Annotated in this window: 23 protein-coding genes; all 23 read right to left on the bottom strand. The window is 70.4% G+C overall.

The features are described 5' to 3' along the window. On the bottom strand, positions 1-415 hold a 415-nt coding region (locus tag IE178_RS33305; protein WP_193514839.1), incomplete at its 3' end, for a hypothetical protein. Then, a complete protein-coding gene (locus IE178_RS33310) occupies positions 415-681 on the bottom strand; it encodes a hypothetical protein (protein ID WP_193514840.1) in 267 nt (88 codons plus the stop codon). The genes IE178_RS33305 and IE178_RS33310, both read right to left, overlap by 1 nt. Before the next feature lie 2 nt (positions 682-683). Next, positions 684-1,478, bottom strand: a complete 795-nt coding sequence (locus IE178_RS33315; RefSeq protein WP_193514841.1) for a peptidoglycan recognition protein family protein — start codon at positions 1,476-1,478, stop codon at positions 684-686. 64 nt (positions 1,479-1,542) lie between these two features. Then, positions 1,543-1,788: a hypothetical protein gene (locus IE178_RS33320; protein WP_193514842.1), complete on the bottom strand. Its 246-nt coding sequence runs from the start codon at positions 1,786-1,788 to the stop codon at positions 1,543-1,545. Positions 1,789-1,816: 28 nt separating this feature from the next. Continuing rightward, a complete protein-coding gene (locus IE178_RS33325) occupies positions 1,817-2,188 on the bottom strand; it encodes a hypothetical protein (protein WP_193514843.1) in 372 nt (123 codons plus the stop codon). Between the two features lie 55 nt (positions 2,189-2,243). Further along, positions 2,244-5,696, bottom strand: a complete 3,453-nt coding sequence (locus tag IE178_RS33330; protein ID WP_193514844.1) for a hypothetical protein — start codon at positions 5,694-5,696, stop codon at positions 2,244-2,246. Positions 5,697-5,699: 3 nt separating this feature from the next. Further along, positions 5,700-7,796 carry a phage tail tape measure protein gene (locus IE178_RS33335; RefSeq protein WP_193514845.1) on the bottom strand — a complete coding sequence of 699 codons (2,097 nt, stop codon included), beginning with the start codon at positions 7,794-7,796 and terminating at the stop codon, positions 5,700-5,702. Beyond that, a complete protein-coding gene (locus IE178_RS33340; RefSeq protein ID WP_318280387.1) occupies positions 7,780-8,079 on the bottom strand; it encodes a phage tail assembly protein T in 300 nt (99 codons plus the stop codon). Before IE178_RS33340 ends, IE178_RS33335 begins: the two co-directional genes overlap by 17 nt. A gap of 23 nt (positions 8,080-8,102) precedes the next feature. After that, positions 8,103-8,507 carry a phage tail assembly chaperone gene (locus tag IE178_RS33345; protein WP_193514846.1) on the bottom strand — a complete coding sequence of 135 codons (405 nt, stop codon included), beginning with the start codon at positions 8,505-8,507 and terminating at the stop codon, positions 8,103-8,105. A 14-nt stretch (positions 8,508-8,521) separates the two neighbouring features. Next, positions 8,522-8,935, bottom strand: a complete 414-nt coding sequence (locus IE178_RS33350; protein ID WP_193514847.1) for a phage tail tube protein — start codon at positions 8,933-8,935, stop codon at positions 8,522-8,524. Between the two features lie 63 nt (positions 8,936-8,998). Then, positions 8,999-9,415 carry a DUF3168 domain-containing protein gene (locus IE178_RS33355; RefSeq protein ID WP_318280388.1) on the bottom strand — a complete coding sequence of 139 codons (417 nt, stop codon included), beginning with the start codon at positions 9,413-9,415 and terminating at the stop codon, positions 8,999-9,001. Continuing rightward, positions 9,412-9,801, bottom strand: a complete 390-nt coding sequence (locus IE178_RS33360; protein WP_193514848.1) for an HK97-gp10 family putative phage morphogenesis protein — start codon at positions 9,799-9,801, stop codon at positions 9,412-9,414. Before IE178_RS33360 ends, IE178_RS33355 begins: the two co-directional genes overlap by 4 nt. 10 nt (positions 9,802-9,811) lie before the next feature. Then, complete coding sequence (locus IE178_RS33365) at positions 9,812-9,991, bottom strand: hypothetical protein (protein WP_193514849.1); 180 nt, start codon at positions 9,989-9,991, stop codon at positions 9,812-9,814. Then, complete coding sequence (locus tag IE178_RS33370; RefSeq protein WP_193514850.1) at positions 9,991-10,326, bottom strand: hypothetical protein; 336 nt, start codon at positions 10,324-10,326, stop codon at positions 9,991-9,993. Before IE178_RS33370 ends, IE178_RS33365 begins: the two co-directional genes overlap by 1 nt. A 1-nt stretch (position 10,327) precedes the next feature. Beyond that, entirely contained in the window at positions 10,328-10,657 is a 330-nt protein-coding gene (locus IE178_RS33375; protein ID WP_193514851.1) for a phage head closure protein, read from the bottom strand. A 3-nt stretch (positions 10,658-10,660) separates the two neighbouring features. After that, the gene (locus IE178_RS33380; protein ID WP_193514852.1) at positions 10,661-11,209 is read right to left on the bottom strand and encodes a hypothetical protein; all 549 of its coding nucleotides are present in this window, start codon (positions 11,207-11,209) and stop codon (positions 10,661-10,663) included. Positions 11,210-11,222: 13 nt separating this feature from the next. Beyond that, the gene (locus IE178_RS33385) at positions 11,223-11,564 is read right to left on the bottom strand and encodes a hypothetical protein (protein ID WP_193514853.1); all 342 of its coding nucleotides are present in this window, start codon (positions 11,562-11,564) and stop codon (positions 11,223-11,225) included. Then, positions 11,564-12,772 (bottom strand): phage major capsid protein, encoded by a 1,209-nt coding sequence (locus IE178_RS33390; protein WP_193514854.1) that lies wholly within the window; start codon positions 12,770-12,772, stop codon positions 11,564-11,566. Before IE178_RS33390 ends, IE178_RS33385 begins: the two co-directional genes overlap by 1 nt. A 59-nt stretch (positions 12,773-12,831) precedes the next feature. Beyond that, entirely contained in the window at positions 12,832-13,575 is a 744-nt protein-coding gene (locus tag IE178_RS33395) for an HK97 family phage prohead protease (protein ID WP_193514855.1), read from the bottom strand. 10 nt (positions 13,576-13,585) lie between these two features. Beyond that, on the bottom strand, positions 13,586-15,514 hold the full coding sequence (locus IE178_RS33400; protein ID WP_193514856.1) for a phage portal protein: 1,929 nt from the start codon (positions 15,512-15,514) through the stop codon (positions 13,586-13,588). Next, positions 15,514-15,690: a hypothetical protein gene (locus IE178_RS33405; protein ID WP_193514857.1), complete on the bottom strand. Its 177-nt coding sequence runs from the start codon at positions 15,688-15,690 to the stop codon at positions 15,514-15,516. The genes IE178_RS33400 and IE178_RS33405 overlap by 1 nt, the downstream gene beginning before the upstream one ends. A 19-nt stretch (positions 15,691-15,709) precedes the next feature. Continuing rightward, a complete protein-coding gene (locus tag IE178_RS33410) occupies positions 15,710-17,491 on the bottom strand; it encodes a terminase large subunit (RefSeq protein WP_193514858.1) in 1,782 nt (593 codons plus the stop codon). Further along, the gene (locus IE178_RS33415; protein ID WP_193514859.1) at positions 17,472-17,930 is read right to left on the bottom strand and encodes a phage terminase small subunit P27 family; all 459 of its coding nucleotides are present in this window, start codon (positions 17,928-17,930) and stop codon (positions 17,472-17,474) included. The genes IE178_RS33410 and IE178_RS33415 overlap by 20 nt, the downstream gene beginning before the upstream one ends. Positions 17,931-17,999: the final 69 nt, after the last annotated feature.

A 17,999-nucleotide genomic window follows, 5' to 3' on the forward strand; every position in this document is an offset into this window, starting at 1 on the left:
GGTCCCCGGGTGATCCGGTATCAGGCGGGACTCGTGATGCGCACCAGATCACCCCACAGTGCGATGTGATGTACCAGGCCCAGAGCCACAGGCCACGCGTGTAGCCGTCGACCAGGCCCGCCCAGCTGTAGGCGAACGCCCAGAGCGCCGGCGGGGCGGACGCGGTGACGAACCCCCAGCCGTCTCTGCCGAACCTCGCCCAGGCGCAGCAGAACGTCACCGTGCCGCAGATGATCCACACCCATGCCCAGCAGCGCAGCGGTGCGAAGTGGACCAGCAGCTCCAGGCCGCCGACCGCTGTGGGCGGGGTGAAGATGAACGAGGCGCCGAGGCAGACCTTGCCGACGCCCATGAAGACGAGGAAGGGCCCGCGGCGGCCCAGACGTCGGGTGTGCCGCCGGGCCGCCGCACGCATCAGACGCTCGGCGCGGTCGAAGCGCTGTTCTTCGGGCCGATCAGGCGGGCCGCGATGCCCTTGACCAGGGTCACGACGGCGGCCAGTCCGGCGGTGCCGACGCCCTCCCAGAAGGACACGCTGAGCATGTCTGCCGGGCCTGCGGCGAGGGCGACCGCGCCAGCCGCGCCGAGGAACGTCCAGATGATTCGCTCGATCAGGTCGACCGCGTAGGTGCGTCCGGTCTTCACGACGGTCTCGGCGTCGGGCAGATGCAGTTGGGACATGGTCAGGCTCCCTTCGTGACGGCCGCGCGCAGCTGCGCGACCTCGGTGCGGAGCGCCTCCATCTGGCGGAGGAGCTCTTCGGTGTTCTCGCGGGCGCGGCGGACGTGGCCGTAGCCCGAGCCGAGCGCCACACTGACCGCGATCTTCTTGTCCGACAGGCCCTTGTCCTCGGGCCAGGTCTCGGGCACCCAGTCGGGCAGGGGCACCTGGTCGGTGAGCTTCATGCCGGTTTCCTTCGGGGATGTCGGGGCCGGTGCCGGTGTGTTGGTGCCCTTGGCGCGGGCGACAATCCCGGGGAACACCACCTCCCGGAACTGGCGGATGCGGGCCTTGCCGGGGCACGCCGTGCCGCTGGTCGACCACTCCCGGAACTGGCTGTGGTAGCCGAACCCGGGGTCGCTGTGGCTGCGGCAGATCCGCAGCGGGATGTCGTGCCGCTCGTGGAGCCATACGCCGAGCTGGACCAGCTGCTCGATCTGCTCGGGCGTCCACTCGTCGGTGGCCGACGTGTTGGACGCCGTCTCGATGGACACCGCGCCGGTGCCGTCCGGCCGTCGGTTCGCGCCGGCGTTGGCGTCCGCGCGGGTCTCGGTGCCGATGTACTGGCCAATCGACCCGTCGTAGTCGAGGCCGAAGTGCGACTCGAGGTTGGTGCTGTCGCGCCAGTAGGCGTAGATCCGCTTCTCGTCCCACGGTGCAACCACCGAGTGGACGATGAACTGCGTGGGCCGGATCGCCGCCTGGGCGTCCGACTCCGGCTGCAGCTCCATGCGGGTGGCGCCGGGATACCAGGCCATGGGGCCTCCAGGGCATGAGAAACGCCCCGGCCGGGCGGCGCGGGGCGTGCGAAGAGGGGTGGGGCTACTTGGTGGGTGTGATCGGTTCCAAGTAGGAGTACGTCCGGGTCGCGTTGTTCACCCGGAAATCCGGGGAGTTCGCGAGCAGGTCGATGAACGCCTGGACGATGGGGGCCACTCCCGGGTCGTCGGGGTTGTCGGTCGTGGCGATCACGTCGAACTGGACGCCGTAGTCGCCGAGCGTCGCTTGGCTGGTCGCGGTGACCTTCCACTGGCTGGCGGTCGGGCCCTGCGGGGTACCCAGGGGCATGTGATTCTCCTTGCTGCTACAGGTGGGATCAGGCGTTGCCGCTGACCCAGGTGGCCATAAAGCTCACGTTGTTGCCGCCGCTGATCGTGGCGTTCGGGCTCAGGGTTTTCAGCATGCAGGTGCCGTCCGGGGCGATGGAGACGGAGCCGTCCGCCACACCGCTCCGGTCGAACGAGGTGACGAGGGTGGCCAGCGGCCGCCAGCCGGCTGGGAGGGTGCCGCACAGGGTGTCGCCGATGTTCCCGGCGGTGGAGGAGGTGATCGCCGACGCCCCGGTGTAGGTCATGACCAGCACCACCGTGGTCATCCCGGACACCTTGTACCCCTGGAACGAACCCACGCTCCAGTTGGTGGGCGCCACTACGCCCGAGGACGTCTGCGCCTCGATCGTATGGTCCATGAGCCGGTCCGCGGTGATTCGCATTCCGGCGAGCCAGAGAGTGATGACGCACCTCCTACATCGCGACGTAGACGGGGGACGCCAGGCGGATGTCCTGGCCCGGCGCGTGGGACTTCACGACGCCGTTGATGGAGCGGGTCACGGTGAACGTCTGCGGCGACGTCGTGCCGGTGATCCGGGTGACGCGCATGACCTCGCCCCCGGTGCGCACGTCGAACGGCAGATCCTGCGGGTACTCGCCCGGCGACGCGCTCACCTCCAGGCCCGACCACCGGACGGTGACCGGCAGGGTGTTGGTGTTGTCGGACGACAGGATCGTGCGCATGCCGATCTGCCCGGCCGCCGCCAGCGACGTGTCGGTGGCCGTGACGTGCCAGGCGTCCGGCTCGGTCCGCCCGTCGGCCCAGATCCGGGCGCGCAGCGTGCTGCCCGTACCCTGCCACCGCACCCGTACCGGCACCCCGGCCTGGTGGGTCAGCGTCGACGTGTAGGACGCCAGCTGCGTCTCGGTGCCTGCCACCCGTTTACGCAGGGACAGCGTGATCGTCCCACCCGGGGCGAACTGCACCCGCGCCAGGTAGGTGTTGGACGCGTCCTGGTAGCGGGCTGCCAGGGCCGGGAACATGCTGCCCCCGGAGGCGACGGCGCTGGTGGCGAGGCTCACCGCCTGGTCCCAGTTCGCACCCGGGGCGGGCAGCAGGCAGTAGCGGGACACGTTGAGGGTTCCGACGGCCACGGCGCCGGCGCCGGGGGAGACCGAGTAGTCGCCGCTGGAGCCGCCGTCCGTCGTCCACGCCTGCCCGGCGTCCGTCGTCCCCCAGCCGCCGGCCACGGTCCGCTGGAACGCGTCGCTGATCGTGGGCGCGCTGCCGGTGACCCAGCGGACGCCGGTCGAGGTCACGGACAGGGTGGTGTCGTCCGCGTCCACGGCTACGGCTACGGCCAGGGTGCTGCCGCCGGTGTCCGCGCGCCCGTGGGTGTCGGAGCCGACAATGCCGGCCGTCCACGGCTCGCCGGGCACGCAGTTGAACGTGATCAGCCAGCCGTCCGGCCCGGCTTCCTCGCTGTACCCGGCCACCAGCACATCGACGTCGTCCGGCCCGTGGTCCGGCGGCAGGTTCGTCAGCCGGATCGTGTCCCCGACGTCGATCCGCAGGATGTCATCGATGTGTTGGTAGACCCGCTCGTTCGCGAGGTTGAGGGTGAGGCGGGTGTACCGAACCCCGTTGTACGTGCCGAGGTGCAGCCGCATACCGGCGACCTGCGCGGCCTGGGCGTCCGTGGCCAGGCTGTAGGTGTACGAGGTGTCATAGCGGCCTACCCCTCCGTCCTCCGGGGCCAGGACGGACAGCTCCCCTTCCTCGAGGACCTGCCGTGCCGGGACCGACCCGAACTCGCGGCTCACCGATACGTCGTTCTCAGTGAGCTTGTCGTCGTCGACCGGGCGGAACGGCGGGCTGATGAGGCCGGCGGAGTAGTCCAGGGTGAGGGCGGGCGACTGATTCCACAGCGTGCTGCCGCCACGGTGGACCACCTCGACAGCGTCACGGCGGTCCAGGAGGTAACCGAAGTTCGTGGCCGAGGCCTCGTTCAGCAGCTCCAGCAGCTTCTTCTGCCCCTGGATACCGAGGGGCTGCTGGTACTCCGACTCGCCCGCCACGGAGGCCGTGTAACCCGCCTCCGTGGCCAGCCGCTCGATGCGCTCCCCGGCCAGCTCGCCCTGGAACCCCATGTACGCGTCGTACATCTGGGCCGCGCTGGGCCCGTTGGCGTCCCAGTAGGTGATGTACCCCACCGACCGGTCGGACATGGTGGTGCCCTCGATCGAGGCGAACCCCCAGCCGAACAAGATCTCACGGGCTGCCTTGAACGTAATGCCGGCGATGGTGCCGCTGCCCGCGGGCTGCCCGTCCACGTAGATGAGCCACTCGGTCAGGCCGCCCGAAGGGTCGATCGTCAGCCGCAGGTGGTGCGGCTCCTCGTCGTAGATGCCCACGGCGTCGATGTTCGCCAGCAGGCCGGAGCTGGACGTGGAATCGCCGTAGGACTGCCGGACAACAGTGAGTCGGTCCAGGCTGCCGGTGAAAATGATCTGGACGGAATTTTGCTCGTCGCCGTCCGTACCGGCCCCGAAGTCGCTGGTGGTCCACTGTCCGGAGGACGGGATGCCGCCGCCGGACAGGAACAGGTCCACCGACCAACCGCCCGCCGCGGACGGAGCGTTCGGCAGGCCGCCGCGCAGGTGCCCGGTCGTCTCCGCCTTCACCGCCAGCACCGGTTCGATCCAGTCGGCGAGGCTGCCCTTCTGCCAGTCGGCGGCCGTGTCCTCACCGATCAGGATCTCCTGCTGCATGTCCTGCCCGCCCACCAGGGACTTGGCGGCCGTGGTGCGGGGCCCGTCCGTGAGCGGCCAGCACTCGATCGGCCCCTCGGCCTTGATGTACCGCAGCAGCGCGCTGTCCTGGGGGCGGTTGCCGGCGTCCATCCGGCGCGTGAGCCCGGACGGGTTGATGCTGACGTAGTTGTCGTTGCCGGACAGGTCGCGGGTGGGCGGCCAGGCGGGCACCTCCCCGGCCATGCGGATATGGCGGTTGGTCAGGACCGAGGTGCCGCCCCGGGACCAGGTCAGCCCGGTGGCGTCCACGAACGTAGTGCCGCCCGGCGTGGCGGACGTGGTGGACATGTCGACCTTGACGGTGCCGCTGTCGCGCAGCTGCAGGGCGTAGGCCTTGCCGCGCATCCGGTTCAGGGAGCCGCCGCCCGGAGTCTGGTTGAAGTTGAAGCCGGCCCCGAGCTCCATGTACGCGCTGCCTGCGAACACTGAGGTGGTGCCGGTGCCGACGATCGGGTCGCCGAGCAGATGCCATTCCTCGTCGTCCACGGTGCGGCCGGTCCAGAAGCGCAGCTCGTAGCCGCCCGACCCGTTGTTGATGTCCAGGGTGACCCGCAGCGCCATGCGCTGGCCGTTGTAGCCGCGGACCGGCTCGGTGGCGGCCCGGTCGATGCGGCCGGCCAGCAGACCGGTCGGGGACCACATGAACGTCAGGGTGCCGTTCAGGATCTCCAGCGCCCACGAGCGCTGGTCGCCGGTGGACTGGTAGCGCAGCGCCAGCATCTGCGACTCCGACCAGTCCTCCAGCGCCACGTCCAGGCGCAGGTCGAAGTCCCCGGTGACGTCCAGGGCCGGGGCGTCATTGACGAACAGGGAGCTGTAGGTCAGGCCACCGGGCAGTTCGGCCCACGGCGAGCCAACGGTGTACCCCCAGCGGAACGGCGTATTGCGGCCGATCAGCCCGTACAGCGGACTGGCAGGGTTGCGGGGCGCGTACCGGTTGTCACGGCTTTCCAGGTCGCAGCTGCAGGCGGTCGGCTCCGCTGTGGACGACGACTCCGACGACAGCCCGCGGGTGACGGTGACGGGCGTCCTCTGAAGCAGATCGCCCGTGATGCTGTTCCAGGCGCCGCTGTAGTACAGCTCAGCCCACATGGGCGGCGGCAGGCTCGGCATGGATCATCCTTCCGCGAACTTGACGACGTCTCCGCCGGCGGTGGTGCGGACGGACTCCTGGAAGAACTCGCGGAAGGCGCGAGACCCGCCGCGCAGTTCCAGCACCAGGCGCTTGTCGGCGGGTTCCACGCGGGCCACGGCCGGGGCCGTTGCGCTGAGCAGCGACTCCAGCTTGGACAGCGGGAGCACGGCCTCCTGCTCACCGCCCTCACCGATCATCGCCAGCGTCGGGCCGGTCGTGATGCCGCCCTCTGCCAGGTACGGAATGTCCGGGGTGTGCAGGGTCACCGTGGGAATGTCGACCCCCATGAAGCTGCCGCCGCCCAGCGTGAACGAGAGGCTGTTCCACATCCAGATCAGCTGGTTGACGGCGTCCTTGAAGCCCCACACGATGCTGTCCCACATGCCCGAGGTGGCACGGCCGATCCGGCCCGGGAGCCCGGCGATGTAGGAGACGACCTCGCCGAGCCAGCCTGCGACCTGACCCGGGATGGCGTCCAGCCAGGCGACCGCGCCGAGGATGCCGTTGACGGCGCTCTCGGTCTTCTCCTCGACCCAGGCCCAGCCCTGGTCCCATTTCTCGTCGAGCCAGTCGATGCCGTCGCCGACCTTGCCGGAGATCCAGTCGATCCCCGCACCGACCTTGTCCTGGATCCACCTCCAGGCCGCTTCTGTGGCCGCGCTGAGCTCGTCCCACTTGGCGATGATGATCACGATGATGGCGATCAGGGCGACGATGCCGATCACGACCCAGGTCATGGGGCTCGCCCACATGGCGGCGTTGACCGCCCATACGGACAGTGCGAAGACGGCGAAGGCGGCTGCCAGCAGGAGAACCGCAGGCACCACGACCTTCATCAGTTCCGGGTGCTCGGTCATGAAGTCGCCGACCTTCTCCAGCGCCGGGGCGAGGGACTCGCCCAGGGTGGTGGAGATCTGCCGCCAGGCCGCATCGAATGTCTGCGCTTCCTCGACAGAGGAGGCTAGGTCCTTCGACGCGCCGGCCGCCTCGTCGAGGCCGGCCGCTGCGTCAGCGCCGGTGGCCTTCAGGTTCAACAGGGCGTTGCCCATGTCCTCGCCGGGACCACCGAAAAGGGCCGCTTGCAGGCTCGTCCTCTTGGTCTGGTCCTCGACCCCACGCAGGGCCTCGATCACCATGTCGAAGGCCTCAGTGCCGCGGCCCTCGTTCATCAGATCTTGGATCTCTCCGACGTCGAGTTTCAGCTCCTTCAGCGGCCCCTTGACCGCTTCGGTGTCGGCCATCAGGAGCGTGAACTCTTTGAGCGCGTCACCCATCTTGTCCAGCTCGAACGTCGGGCTCTTGGCGGCCTCAGCCAGTAGCCCCATCATCTCCGGGCCGGTGAAGCCCATCTGGTCGAAGAACTCGCCGTACTCGCGGGTGAGGGTGGGGAGTTCTTCCTGGAGGGCGGGGGGCAGCTTCTGCGCGGTCGCGGTGAGCAGGTCCAGGGCTTCGGTGCCGTTCTTCGCCAGGCCGGTCTTGAGCAGCGTGCCCATGGCCTGGGTGGCCTCGTTCACGTCGAAGTTGAAGGTGTCCGCGAGCGCGAGCGCGCTCTTGGTCATCTGGGTCAGCTCCTGGTCGGTGGCCTTGCCCATGCCGCCGATGTTCGCGGTGACCCCGGCCAGGGCCTCGTTCACGCCGCCGATCGAGTCGGAGAACCCGGCCTTGAACACCTCACCGGCGACCTCGCCCGCTCGCGCGGACTCCTCGGCGGTGAGCCCGAGTTGGTTCGTCAGCTTGGTGTTCGCGGCCCGCATGTCCATGGCTGACTGCAGGCCTGCCATGAAAAGGCCGCCCACGGCGACACCGGCCGCGCCTGCGGCGATGCCCCGGAAGGATCCTTCGACGTCTGCGGCCGCCTGCTCCGCCCCTTGGGCGGCCTCGTTGGCGGACGTGCCGACGCCGTCCAGGGCGGTGGCCGCCTGGTCGGCGGCGTCCGCGATGTCCCGGCCCATCGCGTCGGCCGCGTCCCCCACCCCGGCCAGGGAGCGTTCGACGTCGTCTGCTGCCCCGTCCGTTCCGGACCTCAGATCGTCGGCGTCGATGCCGATCTCAACGAGCAGTTCATCCAGCGTCGCCACTGTCGCCCCCTCGCGTGAGGTCGGTGCCGCCGAGGCGGCTGTTCAGCGCCCGCGCGGTGGCGAGCATCTCCTGCCAGTCCGCAGCCTGGGACTGGTCCCACTTGGGGACGAAGTCCTTCGGCACGGACTTGCGGCCCTTGCCGCCGGCGGCGTTGGCGGTGACCGCCGCCCGGATGCCGTGCAGCAGGTCCCCGCGCTCCGGTCCGAGCGGGCCGGTGATCTGCTCGTAGGCCATCCACTCGGTCAGCTCGTCCGACTGCATGTCGGCGAGCAGGTGCCGCACGGACCGGGCCCCGAGGTGGGCCGCTAGGCGGAAGTAGAACTGCCGCTCGGGTCGGCTTCGGAGTTTCCCGCCGCGTCCTCGACCGCGTCGTCGCCGAGGCCGGACAGCCGCTTGGCGACCCGCGCGAGCCGCTCGAGCACGGCGCCGTTCTTCGCCCCGAGAGCCTTGACCTGCTTGTCGGTGACGTACAGCCGCTTGAAGTTCTCGTCGACCAGGCACTTGGACAGCAGCCGCGCCAGCTGGTCGGTGAGGTCGACCTCCCGCGGCTTGCCGTTGCTGCCGAAGACGAGCATCTGCTTCTGGTAGGCGTTGCGGTCGGTGCCGGACATGCCGGCCACGCGGACGGTGCCGCCCCACTCGGGGACGTCGACGTCCTCCCATTGGCGGTCGTCGGCGGCTTCGATCTGTTCTGCGGTGAGCAGTGCCATGCGCGTATCCCCGTTCAGGCGATGGTGGGCTTGCCGGAGACCTTGAAGGTCAGCGACGCGGACAGCTTGTCGTCGGTGGGCGCCGACTTGGAGAACCCGGTCATGACCGCGGCGAAGGAGAATGTCGTCTGGGCCGGGTCCGGGAAGACGATCTGGTAGTTGCGCGGGTCCTCGTCCTCAAGATCGGCTTCGAGGACGTCGTGGACGGCCGGGTCGTAGTTGATGTCAGCCGTCACCTCGCCCGCGTCGATCAGACCGCCGACGAACTCCATGTACTTGTTCGGGGAGTCGTGGGCGGTGACGTCGATCGTGTTACGGGTCCGGCCGCCGTCCTCCAGGTTGGTCAGGTTCGCGATGGCGGTGAACACCTCGGGGGTCTCGCCGTCGCCTCGCTTCAGCTGGACGCCGAAGGCATCGATACCGGCCATGGGTGCCTCCTCGGGCATGAGAGACGCCCCGGCCGGCTGGGCTCGGGGCGAGGGTGGAGAGGGTCAGGTGGGCTGTTCGGTGACGACCCGGTAGCGCAGCACCAGGTGCCGGATGTCGCCCGGCGGCTCCGGGTCCGTGAGGGTCTGGGAGAACTCGAACCGGGTCACGACGTGGTCCAGGCCCTCGATGGTGAGCGGCCGGTGGTCCAGCAGCGCGGTCACCCGGGCACCGATCGCCAGCCCTTTCGAGTGGCCGCGGTGGCGGGTCCACACGTGCAGGGTCACGGTCGTCTGCCGTCCGAAGCCACCATGGTGGTTGTCCGGAATCTCGGTGGCCTCACCGATCACGATGTACGGGAAGGCGTCCTTCTCGGCGACGTAGTCCCACACGCCGGTGACGAGCCCCATCAGCGCCGCGTCGCCGGTCAGCACGCCGTACATGGCCTGCTGTACGGGGCCCATGGTGGAGGGGGCGGTCACGACAGCACCCTCCGCACCTCGATCTTCAGCCGGTCCTCGAAGCGGACCCGCTCCTGCTCAAGTGCGGGCCCGAGCGCGGGCTGCGCCGGGATCCGCTGGCTGCCGAACTCATGGATCGTGGCGTACCAGTCGGCCCTGTCCTTCCAGCCCACTTTCGCGGCCAGGCCGCCGCGCGCGTAGTGGATGCCCACCGAGTCGCGCAGGTTCCCGGTGTCGACGCGCACGCTGTCCCGGGTCTGCTCCTGGACGGCCTCGGCGGACGCCTCCACCGCTGCCCTGCTGGCCTCCAGCAGCTTCGGCGCCAGGCCCTCCAGGCTCTCCCTCAGCGAGTCCATCCCGTGGACCTGCATGCGCACAGGACTGCGCCTGCGGCGTCGTCGCGCCATGACGGCCTCCTCAGCGTTTGCGGCGCAGCTCGCGGCGGATCTCCGCCAGCTCCCCGGCCACGGCCAGCAGAGCCCACGCGGTCACCTCGGCAGGTGAGGCGAACGCGTCTTCCAGCAGCAGGGCCGCCGCCTTCTGCCGGCACTCCAGGGGATCGGGCGGCAGCGGCGGACGCTGCTCGTCGGCCGCCATCAGCGTTCCAGCTCGAACACCGCGACGGACACGGCGGTGACCGCGTCGTAGGTGACCGACGCCCTGCCGTTCACTCCCCGGAACACGGCCGTGAGCGGCAGGATCGCCGACTCCCCGGCCGGGACGACAACCGCGACCTCCGGCAGCGGCAGACCGGACGCCGTGCCCGGCGTGGCCACGGTCGCCGTGTGCGGGGCGGCGTCTCCGTTCATCACGTACAGGAACCGGCCCGGCCCGACCGGTGCCGTGTCCCCGCCGGCGGAGGCCGCGACGGCGGAGTCTTCCAGGCCGATGCCGCCGTTGACCGGCACCGTGACGATGTCCAAGGCAGCCATCTCAGGTGCCCTCCTTCTGGATCAGCTGGCACTCGGCCTTGCTGTAGATCGGCGCCGACGGCTGGACGACCGACAGCACCCGGAACGTCTGCCCGTCGCCGCGCAGTTCGTCGCCGCGCCGCACGTCGGCGGTCGGCTGCAGGTAGACGTTGTGCGTGTGCTCGGACCCGGCCTGCGCCGCCAGCGTCCGCTCGGCCGCGGACGGCTGGTCGACTTTCGCGGCGGCGTCGGCCTGGCGGACCAGCGTGGTGTCCTGCCCGCCCGCTCCGTCATCCGTGGCCACGATGCGCCACACCTGAAGCGTCCGGTTCAGCAGGTGCGTGATGTCCACGCCTCACCTGCTCTCGTTGCCGAGGGCGTAGGGCCGCAGCAGCCGTTCCTCGTAGGCGGTCAACTGATCGCCGGGGCGGTCCTTGTCGTAGGTGACAGACCGGTCCCCGAGAGACTCGGCCGACAGCCCGGTGGCCGCCGCCCGCACCCAGGCCCGGCCGGCGACCTGTAGGCAGACCTGCTTGACCGGTGCGGGCACCTGGTCATAGCCGTGGTCGTAGACCACCTCGATGTCCGCGTCCAGCGCCCAGCAGGCGCCGCCGCGGGTCAGGATGCCGTACCGGTTTACCCGCCAGTCGGCGGCGTCCAGGACGGTGCCGTCGACCGTTACCGAGGTGACCGACGTGACGGGCAGCTGAGGCAGGTTGATGACCCGGCGGCCGTTGCCGACCAGCCCGGCCACGTCGGCGGTGACCGCGTCGATGTCCTGCTCCAGGGCGCCGCGAATGATGCCCTCGGCCTCCGCGATTTTCACGGCCGCCGATTCCGTGTCGATCGAGGCGAGCCGGAGGTGGAGCCGCAGCTCCTCCGGTGTCGCCCAGGGCGATGCCACGGCTCCACCCCCGTCACTGGCCGTCGGACGACGCGCTGTCGCCCTTGCCGTCGTCGTCGTTGTCGTCGTCGCGGACGGCGGCGGCCTCGGCGTCGGTCGCCCCGGCCGCCTTCGCCGAGGTGTCCCGGGGCGCGCGACGGGTCGCCTGGCGCCGGCCGTCGCGCGCCTGCCGGACCGGCTTGCCCGCGCCCTTGCCCTTGGTCGTGGCCCTGCTGCTGTCGGGCTCGGCGTGCCCGGCAGCAATCCACGCGTCGGCCAGCTCGTCGTCGACCTCGACGACCTGGCCGTGACCGTAGCGGTGGCCCGCGCCATCAGCGATGGACGTGACCGACGTGATCCGGATGCGGCGCCCCATCACGCGGCCGCCATCGCCAGGATGCGCAGGGCCTGCGGACGGATGACGTCGCCGCCCACCCGCTTGCGGATCTTCCAGCCGACCATGCCCTCTTCCGCGTACAGCTGGTCCAGGACCTTCACGGTCATGCCCTGCCGGTCGTAGATGCGGTAGCCGGCGTTGAAGTCGCCGAAGGCGGCCACGCGCGCGCTGGCGGCGACGGCGGCGAGGTCCTCCTGGTTGTCCACCGGGTAGCCGAACAGCGAGTTGGGGCGGCCCGCCTGCGCGGACGGCTGCCAGATGTACTGGTTGTTGCCGTCCTTGAGCAGCGAGACCGCCAGCTCGGTACCGGAGGAGATGACGAACCGTCCGTTGCGCCGGTACTGCGCCGGGGTGGCGTAGATCAGCTTCTTGAGGTCGTCGGTGGAGATGGCGGCCGCGGCCGCCGCGGCGACGGTGGGCACGCCGCCCTCGGCCGTCATGTAGCCGACCGGCTGGTGGTTGGTGTGTCCGGTGCCGACGGTGAACGCGGTGTCCTCCGCCTCCGCGCACGCGCGGGCGAAGCTGTCGCGGATGAACGCCTCCAGGTTGACGTCGGAGTCGTCCAGCTCGTCCTCGCCGACCTTCGCCAGCCCGTACAGGTCCTCGATGTAGGTGAACTCCTCGGTGGGAGTGCTCGGCATCGAGTCGGTCAGGGTCTGCTCGTTGGTCTCCAGCTTGCCCCAGCCCACCGACACCTCGGCCAGCGACCGGCGCCGCACCCGGTTGGTGGTGATCGAGCGCTGCGAGGCGATGCCGCGCATGATCGTCAGGTCCGGCAGGGCCCGGTTGATCTCGGTCTCCAGGTCCTCCGGGACGAGGATCTCTCCGGCGGTGTTCTCCACCAGGGCCCGCTGCTCGGGCGCCATACGGGGCAGGCCGCGGCGCAGCGCCTGGAAGAACGCGCTGCGGCGCTCCTGGGCGCGGGTCTCGTCGGTGCCGCGGCCGCCGTCGTCCGGCCGGCCGCCGCCGCGACGGATCGGCTCGGCCATCTGCGCGGCCCGCTGCTCCTCAGCCTCCTGGCGCTCGATGCGCTCCGTCAGGCTCCGGAAATCCTCGTCGTGCCGGTCGTAGGACTGGCGCTCCTCCGGGTTCAGGCCGCGGTTCTCGCCCTCGGCTCGTTCGGTGATGGCCCGCATCGACTCAACGACGCCGGCCCGCTGCTGCCGCAGCTCCACGCTGGTGGGCATGGGCTCTCCTCAGTGAGATGGGTGGTGATCCCGGGCCGGTCGGCCGGGAAGTCAGGGGGTTACAGCTGGGCGAGCAGCTCGTACTCGCGAAGCCGGTGCTTGGCCCGCTCCAGCGGATACGCCTCGGGCGTCGGCCCCGAGCGGTCGGCCGCCTCCAGCAGCGCGTCCAGCGCGTCCCGGGCGTCCTGCACCAGCTGCCGGTTCGAGGCGGACAGGACCTTGCCCGCGCGCATCTCGGCGAGCGCCCGCGTCACCTGCTCCGGGTCCGGCTCCCGCAGGGTCTGGCCGGTGTGCCGGGCGGCTGCCGAGCGCAGCTCTGCCGAGGTCGCGGCGAACGCCGGGTAGGTCACGACGGAGACGTCGCCGCCGTCCAGGTCGATGCCGAACACCTCGTGCGTGTTGCCCTGCCAGCCGTCAGCGGTGACCCAGAACCCGAACGACATCTGCGTGATGTCGCCGCGCTCCAGGCTCACGGCCAGATCCCGGGCGTAGGACACGTCGGCCATGTCCGCCTCGACCATCACGCCGGCGTCGTCCTCGACCAGGGAGGCGGTACCGGCTGCGGTGCGGGCGAGCAGCAGGTTCGGGTCGTGGTTGATCAGGAACCGGACGTCCGGGTTCTGGGCGAGGGTGCGGGTCGCGGCGCCGGGCACGATGCGCTCTCGCCAGCCGCCCATGTCCTCGGACAGCGAGTCGTAGACGATCGCCCGGCCCCGGAACCGCAGGGCACCGCTCTGGTCGTCGGCGGCCCGGATCTGCAGGTCCGTCAGCGGGAACGCGCGGACCTCACGTGTGCGCGGCATGCGCGCCTCCTCACAGGTTGAATTGGAGCCGGCACGTGCACCCGGCGATCTCGTCGACACCGAGCCGGTGATCGTGCGGCCAGCGGCCCTTGCGCTTGCCGATGGTGAAGTCCTCGCGGATCTCGACGGTCTGCCCGTCCGCCCGCTGATGCGACTTGCGCGGGTTGGCGTCCCACACCCGCCACGTCTTCGTCCTGGCCCCGGCCTGCTTCGCGCCCTCGTGCGAGGCGAAGTTCGTGGTCTGCGACACCCGCGCCTGCGCGAGGACCTTGGCACGGGTCTCGGTCATCCGGTCGAACATGTCCCGCGCCGCCTTCTGCACCTCGGCCGGCGCGGCCTTCAACGCGATCGTGCTGCGCAGCTGCTCGACCGTCGTTGCGTTGACGTTCGCCGCCGTGGACGCGGCGCCCGCGGCGAGCAGCGCCGTGGTCTCCTCGACCGCGAACGCGCCGCCGAGTGTGGCCGCCGTCGCCGCGCCGACCTCAGCAGCCAGGCCGCGGGCGAGCTGGAACAGCAGCTCGGTCAGTTCCTCGTTGTCGGCGGCCAGGTCGATCAGGTCCTCCGCCGAAGCGTCCGGCGTCACCCCGAGCGCGGCCAGGACCCGCTCGCCCTGCTCGGCGAAGAACGCGCTGATCGCCTCGAAGTGCCTGGTGATCCACGACGGCAGGTCCTCCGCCGCAGGTGTCTCGGCGCTGTCCCCGGCACGGGCCTGCCGCCCGGGCAGGGAGCGCTGAGCGGGTGGTTCCGCACTGCCGGAGGGCACCATGTTCAGCGGCTGCAGGTAGTCGTCACCGCCCTCGATCGGCGCCAGTTCTTCCTTGGCCCTGATCTCGTTCACGCTCATCCAGCCCCACTGCCGGGCCTGCGTGTAGCCGGTGTAGCGCTGAGCGGTGTCACCCCGCAGCAGCCCCTCGGGGTTGAACTTCAGGTACACGCTGGGGTCGCCGAACAGCCGGTTCGTGGTGCGCTCCAGACGGGTCAGCCACGGCAGCAGTGAGTAGATGACGTAGCCCAGGGACTGCTGCTCGATGCCGGAGCCCCACGACGTGGACCGCTCCACGTCGCCGATCATGTGCGGCGGCACACCGAAAATCCCCGCGATCTCCGCGCGCGTCAGTTTGTAGACCTCCAGGAACTGCGCGTCGGCGGGGCTGAGTGTCGTCTTCTCCCACTTCGCGCCGGCCTCCATGACCGCGAGCTGGTGGGCCTTGTCGAACCCCTCGTGCAGGTCCTTCCACTGCCGCGTCAGCCGCTCGTACTGGGCGTCTTTCAGCGTCCCGGGCACCGAGACGATGCCTCCCGGGGAGGCGTCCCGGGCGAAGAAGCTGCCGATGTAGGCGTTGGCCGCGTACCCGGTGCCGACCGACTGGCGGGCCATGCCGATCGGCGACAGGCCCTCTGCACCCCCGACGCCGAAGGACCGGAAGTGCAGGAAGTTCTCGCTCCGGACCAGGCCGTCAGGCTCCCGGATAGGCGCCCACTCGTCGTCATCCAGCGTGATCTTCCAGACCAGTTCGCCGGTGTCCTTTATCCGGCGCTGTTCCACGCTGGTCCACGCCACGGGCCACAGACCGACCGGACGGCCGCCGTTGTTCCGCTCGATGTACACGCCGCCGTTACCGCGGACCAGCATCCAGCCCAGGACCTGCGCCCAGAACTCCCCTGCGGCAAGGTGCGGGTTGGCCTGGTAGGTGAGCAACGGCGCCAGCGGATGTTCCATCGCGGGCAGCCGGGTCTGCCCCGACTTCTGGAACACGCCGGTGGGCAGCATGCTCCCCGTCTCGGCCAGCAGCCGCACCGACGAGAACACCGCAGCGACCTGCAGCGCCCGCTCTGGCGTGACGGACACACCGGCCGACGTGGACCGGCCGTCCAGCCGGGGCATGCTCTTGCGGCTTCGCTCGGTACGGCCTCCCAGGAGGCGGCGGATCATCGGCATCAGTCGCCTCCTCCCTTGGGCCGGACGTTCCCGGCGACGAGCAGCAGCACGGACAGGACCAGGAGGGCGAGGCCGGCGCCGAGCGCGCCCCCGAGCGCGACGCCGACCATCACCGCCCCCGCCATCCCGACCGCCGCCCCGGCCAGTTCACACAGCCACTGGGCACGCTCGTGCACAGCAACGCACCCCCTCGGGCTAGCTGATGATGCGGATCTGCGGCTCCGGCTCTTCCTCCGGCTCAACCTGCGCCAGGTGCATCGCCAGCGCGTTCAGCCCGGAGGCCACACCGTCGATGCGCTTGGACGACGTCTGCCGGTCCGGCTTGACCGGCTTCACGTAGCCGTCTGAGTTCGTCTTCAGACCCACGCAGTCGACGTGCCAGCGCAGGATCGGATGCCCTCCGTGCGCGATCCGCTGAGACAGCACCAGCCGCTCCAGCTGCTGGCACGGCTGGTTCAGCCCCGCGTAGCCCTGCGACACCTGCTCCATCGCCAGCCCGGAGTCGGCCAGTTCCTTCACGGTCTCGGTCGCGTTCCACCGGTCGTAGCCGACCGCCAGGATGTCGAACCGCTCCGCCAGGTCCTCGGTGACCAGCTGGCGCACCGCGCGGTAGTCGACGACGTTGCCCTCCGTCAGCCGCAGCGCCGGCCCGGCGTGCGCGGCTGTCTTGGCCCACCGGTCCAGCGGCACCTTCGTGCGCCGCATCAGCTCCTTGATGCGGTCCTCCGGCAGCCAGAAGAACGGCACCCAGATGTGCGGCTCGGCCGGGTCCTCCGGATCCTCCGGCGGGAACCACAGGGAGAACGACGTCATGTCCGTGGTGGACGACAGGTCCAGCCCGCCGTAGCACTGCCGGCCCTCCAGGTCCGCCAGCTCCACCGCAATGGGCACGCCCGTCCGGGTCCGCGCGCTGGCGTCCCAGTCCTCCATCCGCAGCCACCTCGTGGTCTGCTTCGTCCGCACGTTCAGGTGCAGCCGCAGGTACCGGTTCAGCTGCTGCGGCGAGCGCGCCGCCTGCGCGGCCTTCCCCGCGAGGTAGTCCGCCAGCACGGTCACCCCGTAGCCGGGGTTCGCGGTGCGCAGCGTGTCCTCGGAGAACGGGTCGAAGTCCTCCGCCTGGTCGTCGGCGCCGAACACGACACCCCACACCGTGGGGTCCTCGGCGTGCCCGCCGGCGAGGGTCTCGATCTCCTCGCGCTTGGTGGCGTAGATCGACCCGGCCTCGGCACCGTCGTCGGCCGTGGTGATGAACACGATCAGCGGCTGCGTCCGGGAGCCGGTGCCGGTCTCCAAGGCGTCCACCACGTCCGGGTTCTTGTGGACGTGGACCTCGTCGATGATGCCGCCGTGCACGTTCAGGCCGTGTGCGCGCAGGCCCTCCGAAGACAGGGCCCGGAAGATGCTGTGCGTGCCCGGGTGCTCCAGCAGCTTGCGCTGGATCCCCCGGCGCCCGAGCCGCTTCTTCAGCGGCGGCGACCCGGAGGCCATGTTCGCGGCCGCGCGGAAGACGATGTTCGCCTGCTCGCGGTCACCAGCCGCCGCGAACACCTCGGCGCCCTGCTCCCGGTCCGCGAACGCCAGGTACAACCCCAGCCCCGAGCAGATTGTCGACTTGCCGTTCTTACGCGGGATCTCGAACCACACGGTACGGATCACCCGGTAGCCGTCCGGCCGCTTCAGCCCGAACACCGGCGCGATCAGGTAGCGCACCTGCCAGTCCAGCAGCCGGAACTCACGCCCGGCGTGACGACCAATCAGCTGCTTCAGCAGCAGGAAGAACTTCAGGACCCGCTCGACTGCCTGCGGGTCGAACCACGTACCCGGCGGGGCCGGCAGTGGTGTGACGAGCAGCGGCCGCCGTCCCTCGGCGAGCCACTCGGTGCCCTGCACCAGGCCCCCGTCGACCCAGCCCGCGATTGCCCGGTCGATCTCAGCGGTCAGTCGCGCCCGCAGCCCCCTAGTCGAGGATGCCGTCACCCGGGTCATCGTCGTCACCCTCCGGCTTCACCGAGCGGAGGCGGGCGCTGGGCGTGATGAACAGCTCCTTCGCCAGCGCCGCCACGGTGGTGGCCGCCTCCCGCCAGATCTGCCAGGCCGGGTTCTTCGCCGGACCGTTCCCCGCGCGCCGCTCGGCCACCAGGTCGTCCGACTGCAGCAGCTGCTCGGCGGCCACGAACTTGGACCAGGCCGCGCAGTACGTGGCGAGCGCGGCCCGGTCCACCTTGGCCAGCACCCCGAGCCGGTCCAGGTCCGGAACGATCCGCGCCCACTCCTCCTGTGCCTCGTCGTCCAGCCAGTCCGGGACGTCCGGCACGCCCGGCGAGGCGGTCACGCGCTTCGGGGCTGGCCGGCCGCCGGGGTTGCCGCGCAGAGCGCGGACGTTGTCGGGCTGGCCCACAGGTCCACGGGCTCCCATGACCACCTCCAGGGCATGTCGCAGCAGGTCTGCGGCGGTTACAGGATCCTCAGAAAGGCGGCCGAAACT

The sequence above is a fragment of the Streptomyces griseoloalbus genome (assembly GCA_014650015.1).
Lineage (GTDB): Bacteria > Actinomycetota > Actinomycetes > Streptomycetales > Streptomycetaceae > Streptomyces > Streptomyces griseoloalbus.

Coding starts and splice junctions, on each gene's coding strand:
- IE178_RS33310 (WP_193514840.1), bottom strand. CDS start 681: ATGTCCCAACTGCATCTGCCCGACGCCGAGACCGTCGTGAAGACCGGA.
- IE178_RS33315 (WP_193514841.1), bottom strand. CDS start 1,478: ATGGCCTGGTATCCCGGCGCCACCCGCATGGAGCTGCAGCCGGAGTCG.
- IE178_RS33320 (WP_193514842.1), bottom strand. CDS start 1,788: ATGCCCCTGGGTACCCCGCAGGGCCCGACCGCCAGCCAGTGGAAGGTC.
- IE178_RS33325 (WP_193514843.1), bottom strand. CDS start 2,188: ATGGACCATACGATCGAGGCGCAGACGTCCTCGGGCGTAGTGGCGCCC.
- IE178_RS33330 (WP_193514844.1), bottom strand. CDS start 5,696: ATGCCGAGCCTGCCGCCGCCCATGTGGGCTGAGCTGTACTACAGCGGC.
- IE178_RS33345 (WP_193514846.1), bottom strand. CDS start 8,507: ATGGCACTGCTCACCGCAGAACAGATCGAAGCCGCCGACGACCGCCAA.
- IE178_RS33350 (WP_193514847.1), bottom strand. CDS start 8,935: ATGGCCGGTATCGATGCCTTCGGCGTCCAGCTGAAGCGAGGCGACGGC.
- IE178_RS33360 (WP_193514848.1), bottom strand. CDS start 9,801: ATGGCGCGACGACGCCGCAGGCGCAGTCCTGTGCGCATGCAGGTCCAC.
- IE178_RS33365 (WP_193514849.1), bottom strand. CDS start 9,991: ATGGCGGCCGACGAGCAGCGTCCGCCGCTGCCGCCCGATCCCCTGGAG.
- IE178_RS33370 (WP_193514850.1), bottom strand. CDS start 10,326: ATGGCTGCCTTGGACATCGTCACGGTGCCGGTCAACGGCGGCATCGGC.
- IE178_RS33385 (WP_193514853.1), bottom strand. CDS start 11,564: ATGGGGCGCCGCATCCGGATCACGTCGGTCACGTCCATCGCTGATGGC.
- IE178_RS33390 (WP_193514854.1), bottom strand. CDS start 12,772: ATGCCCACCAGCGTGGAGCTGCGGCAGCAGCGGGCCGGCGTCGTTGAG.
- IE178_RS33395 (WP_193514855.1), bottom strand. CDS start 13,575: ATGCCGCGCACACGTGAGGTCCGCGCGTTCCCGCTGACGGACCTGCAG.
- IE178_RS33400 (WP_193514856.1), bottom strand. CDS start 15,514: ATGCCGATGATCCGCCGCCTCCTGGGAGGCCGTACCGAGCGAAGCCGC.
- IE178_RS33415 (WP_193514859.1), bottom strand. CDS start 17,930: ATGGGAGCCCGTGGACCTGTGGGCCAGCCCGACAACGTCCGCGCTCTG.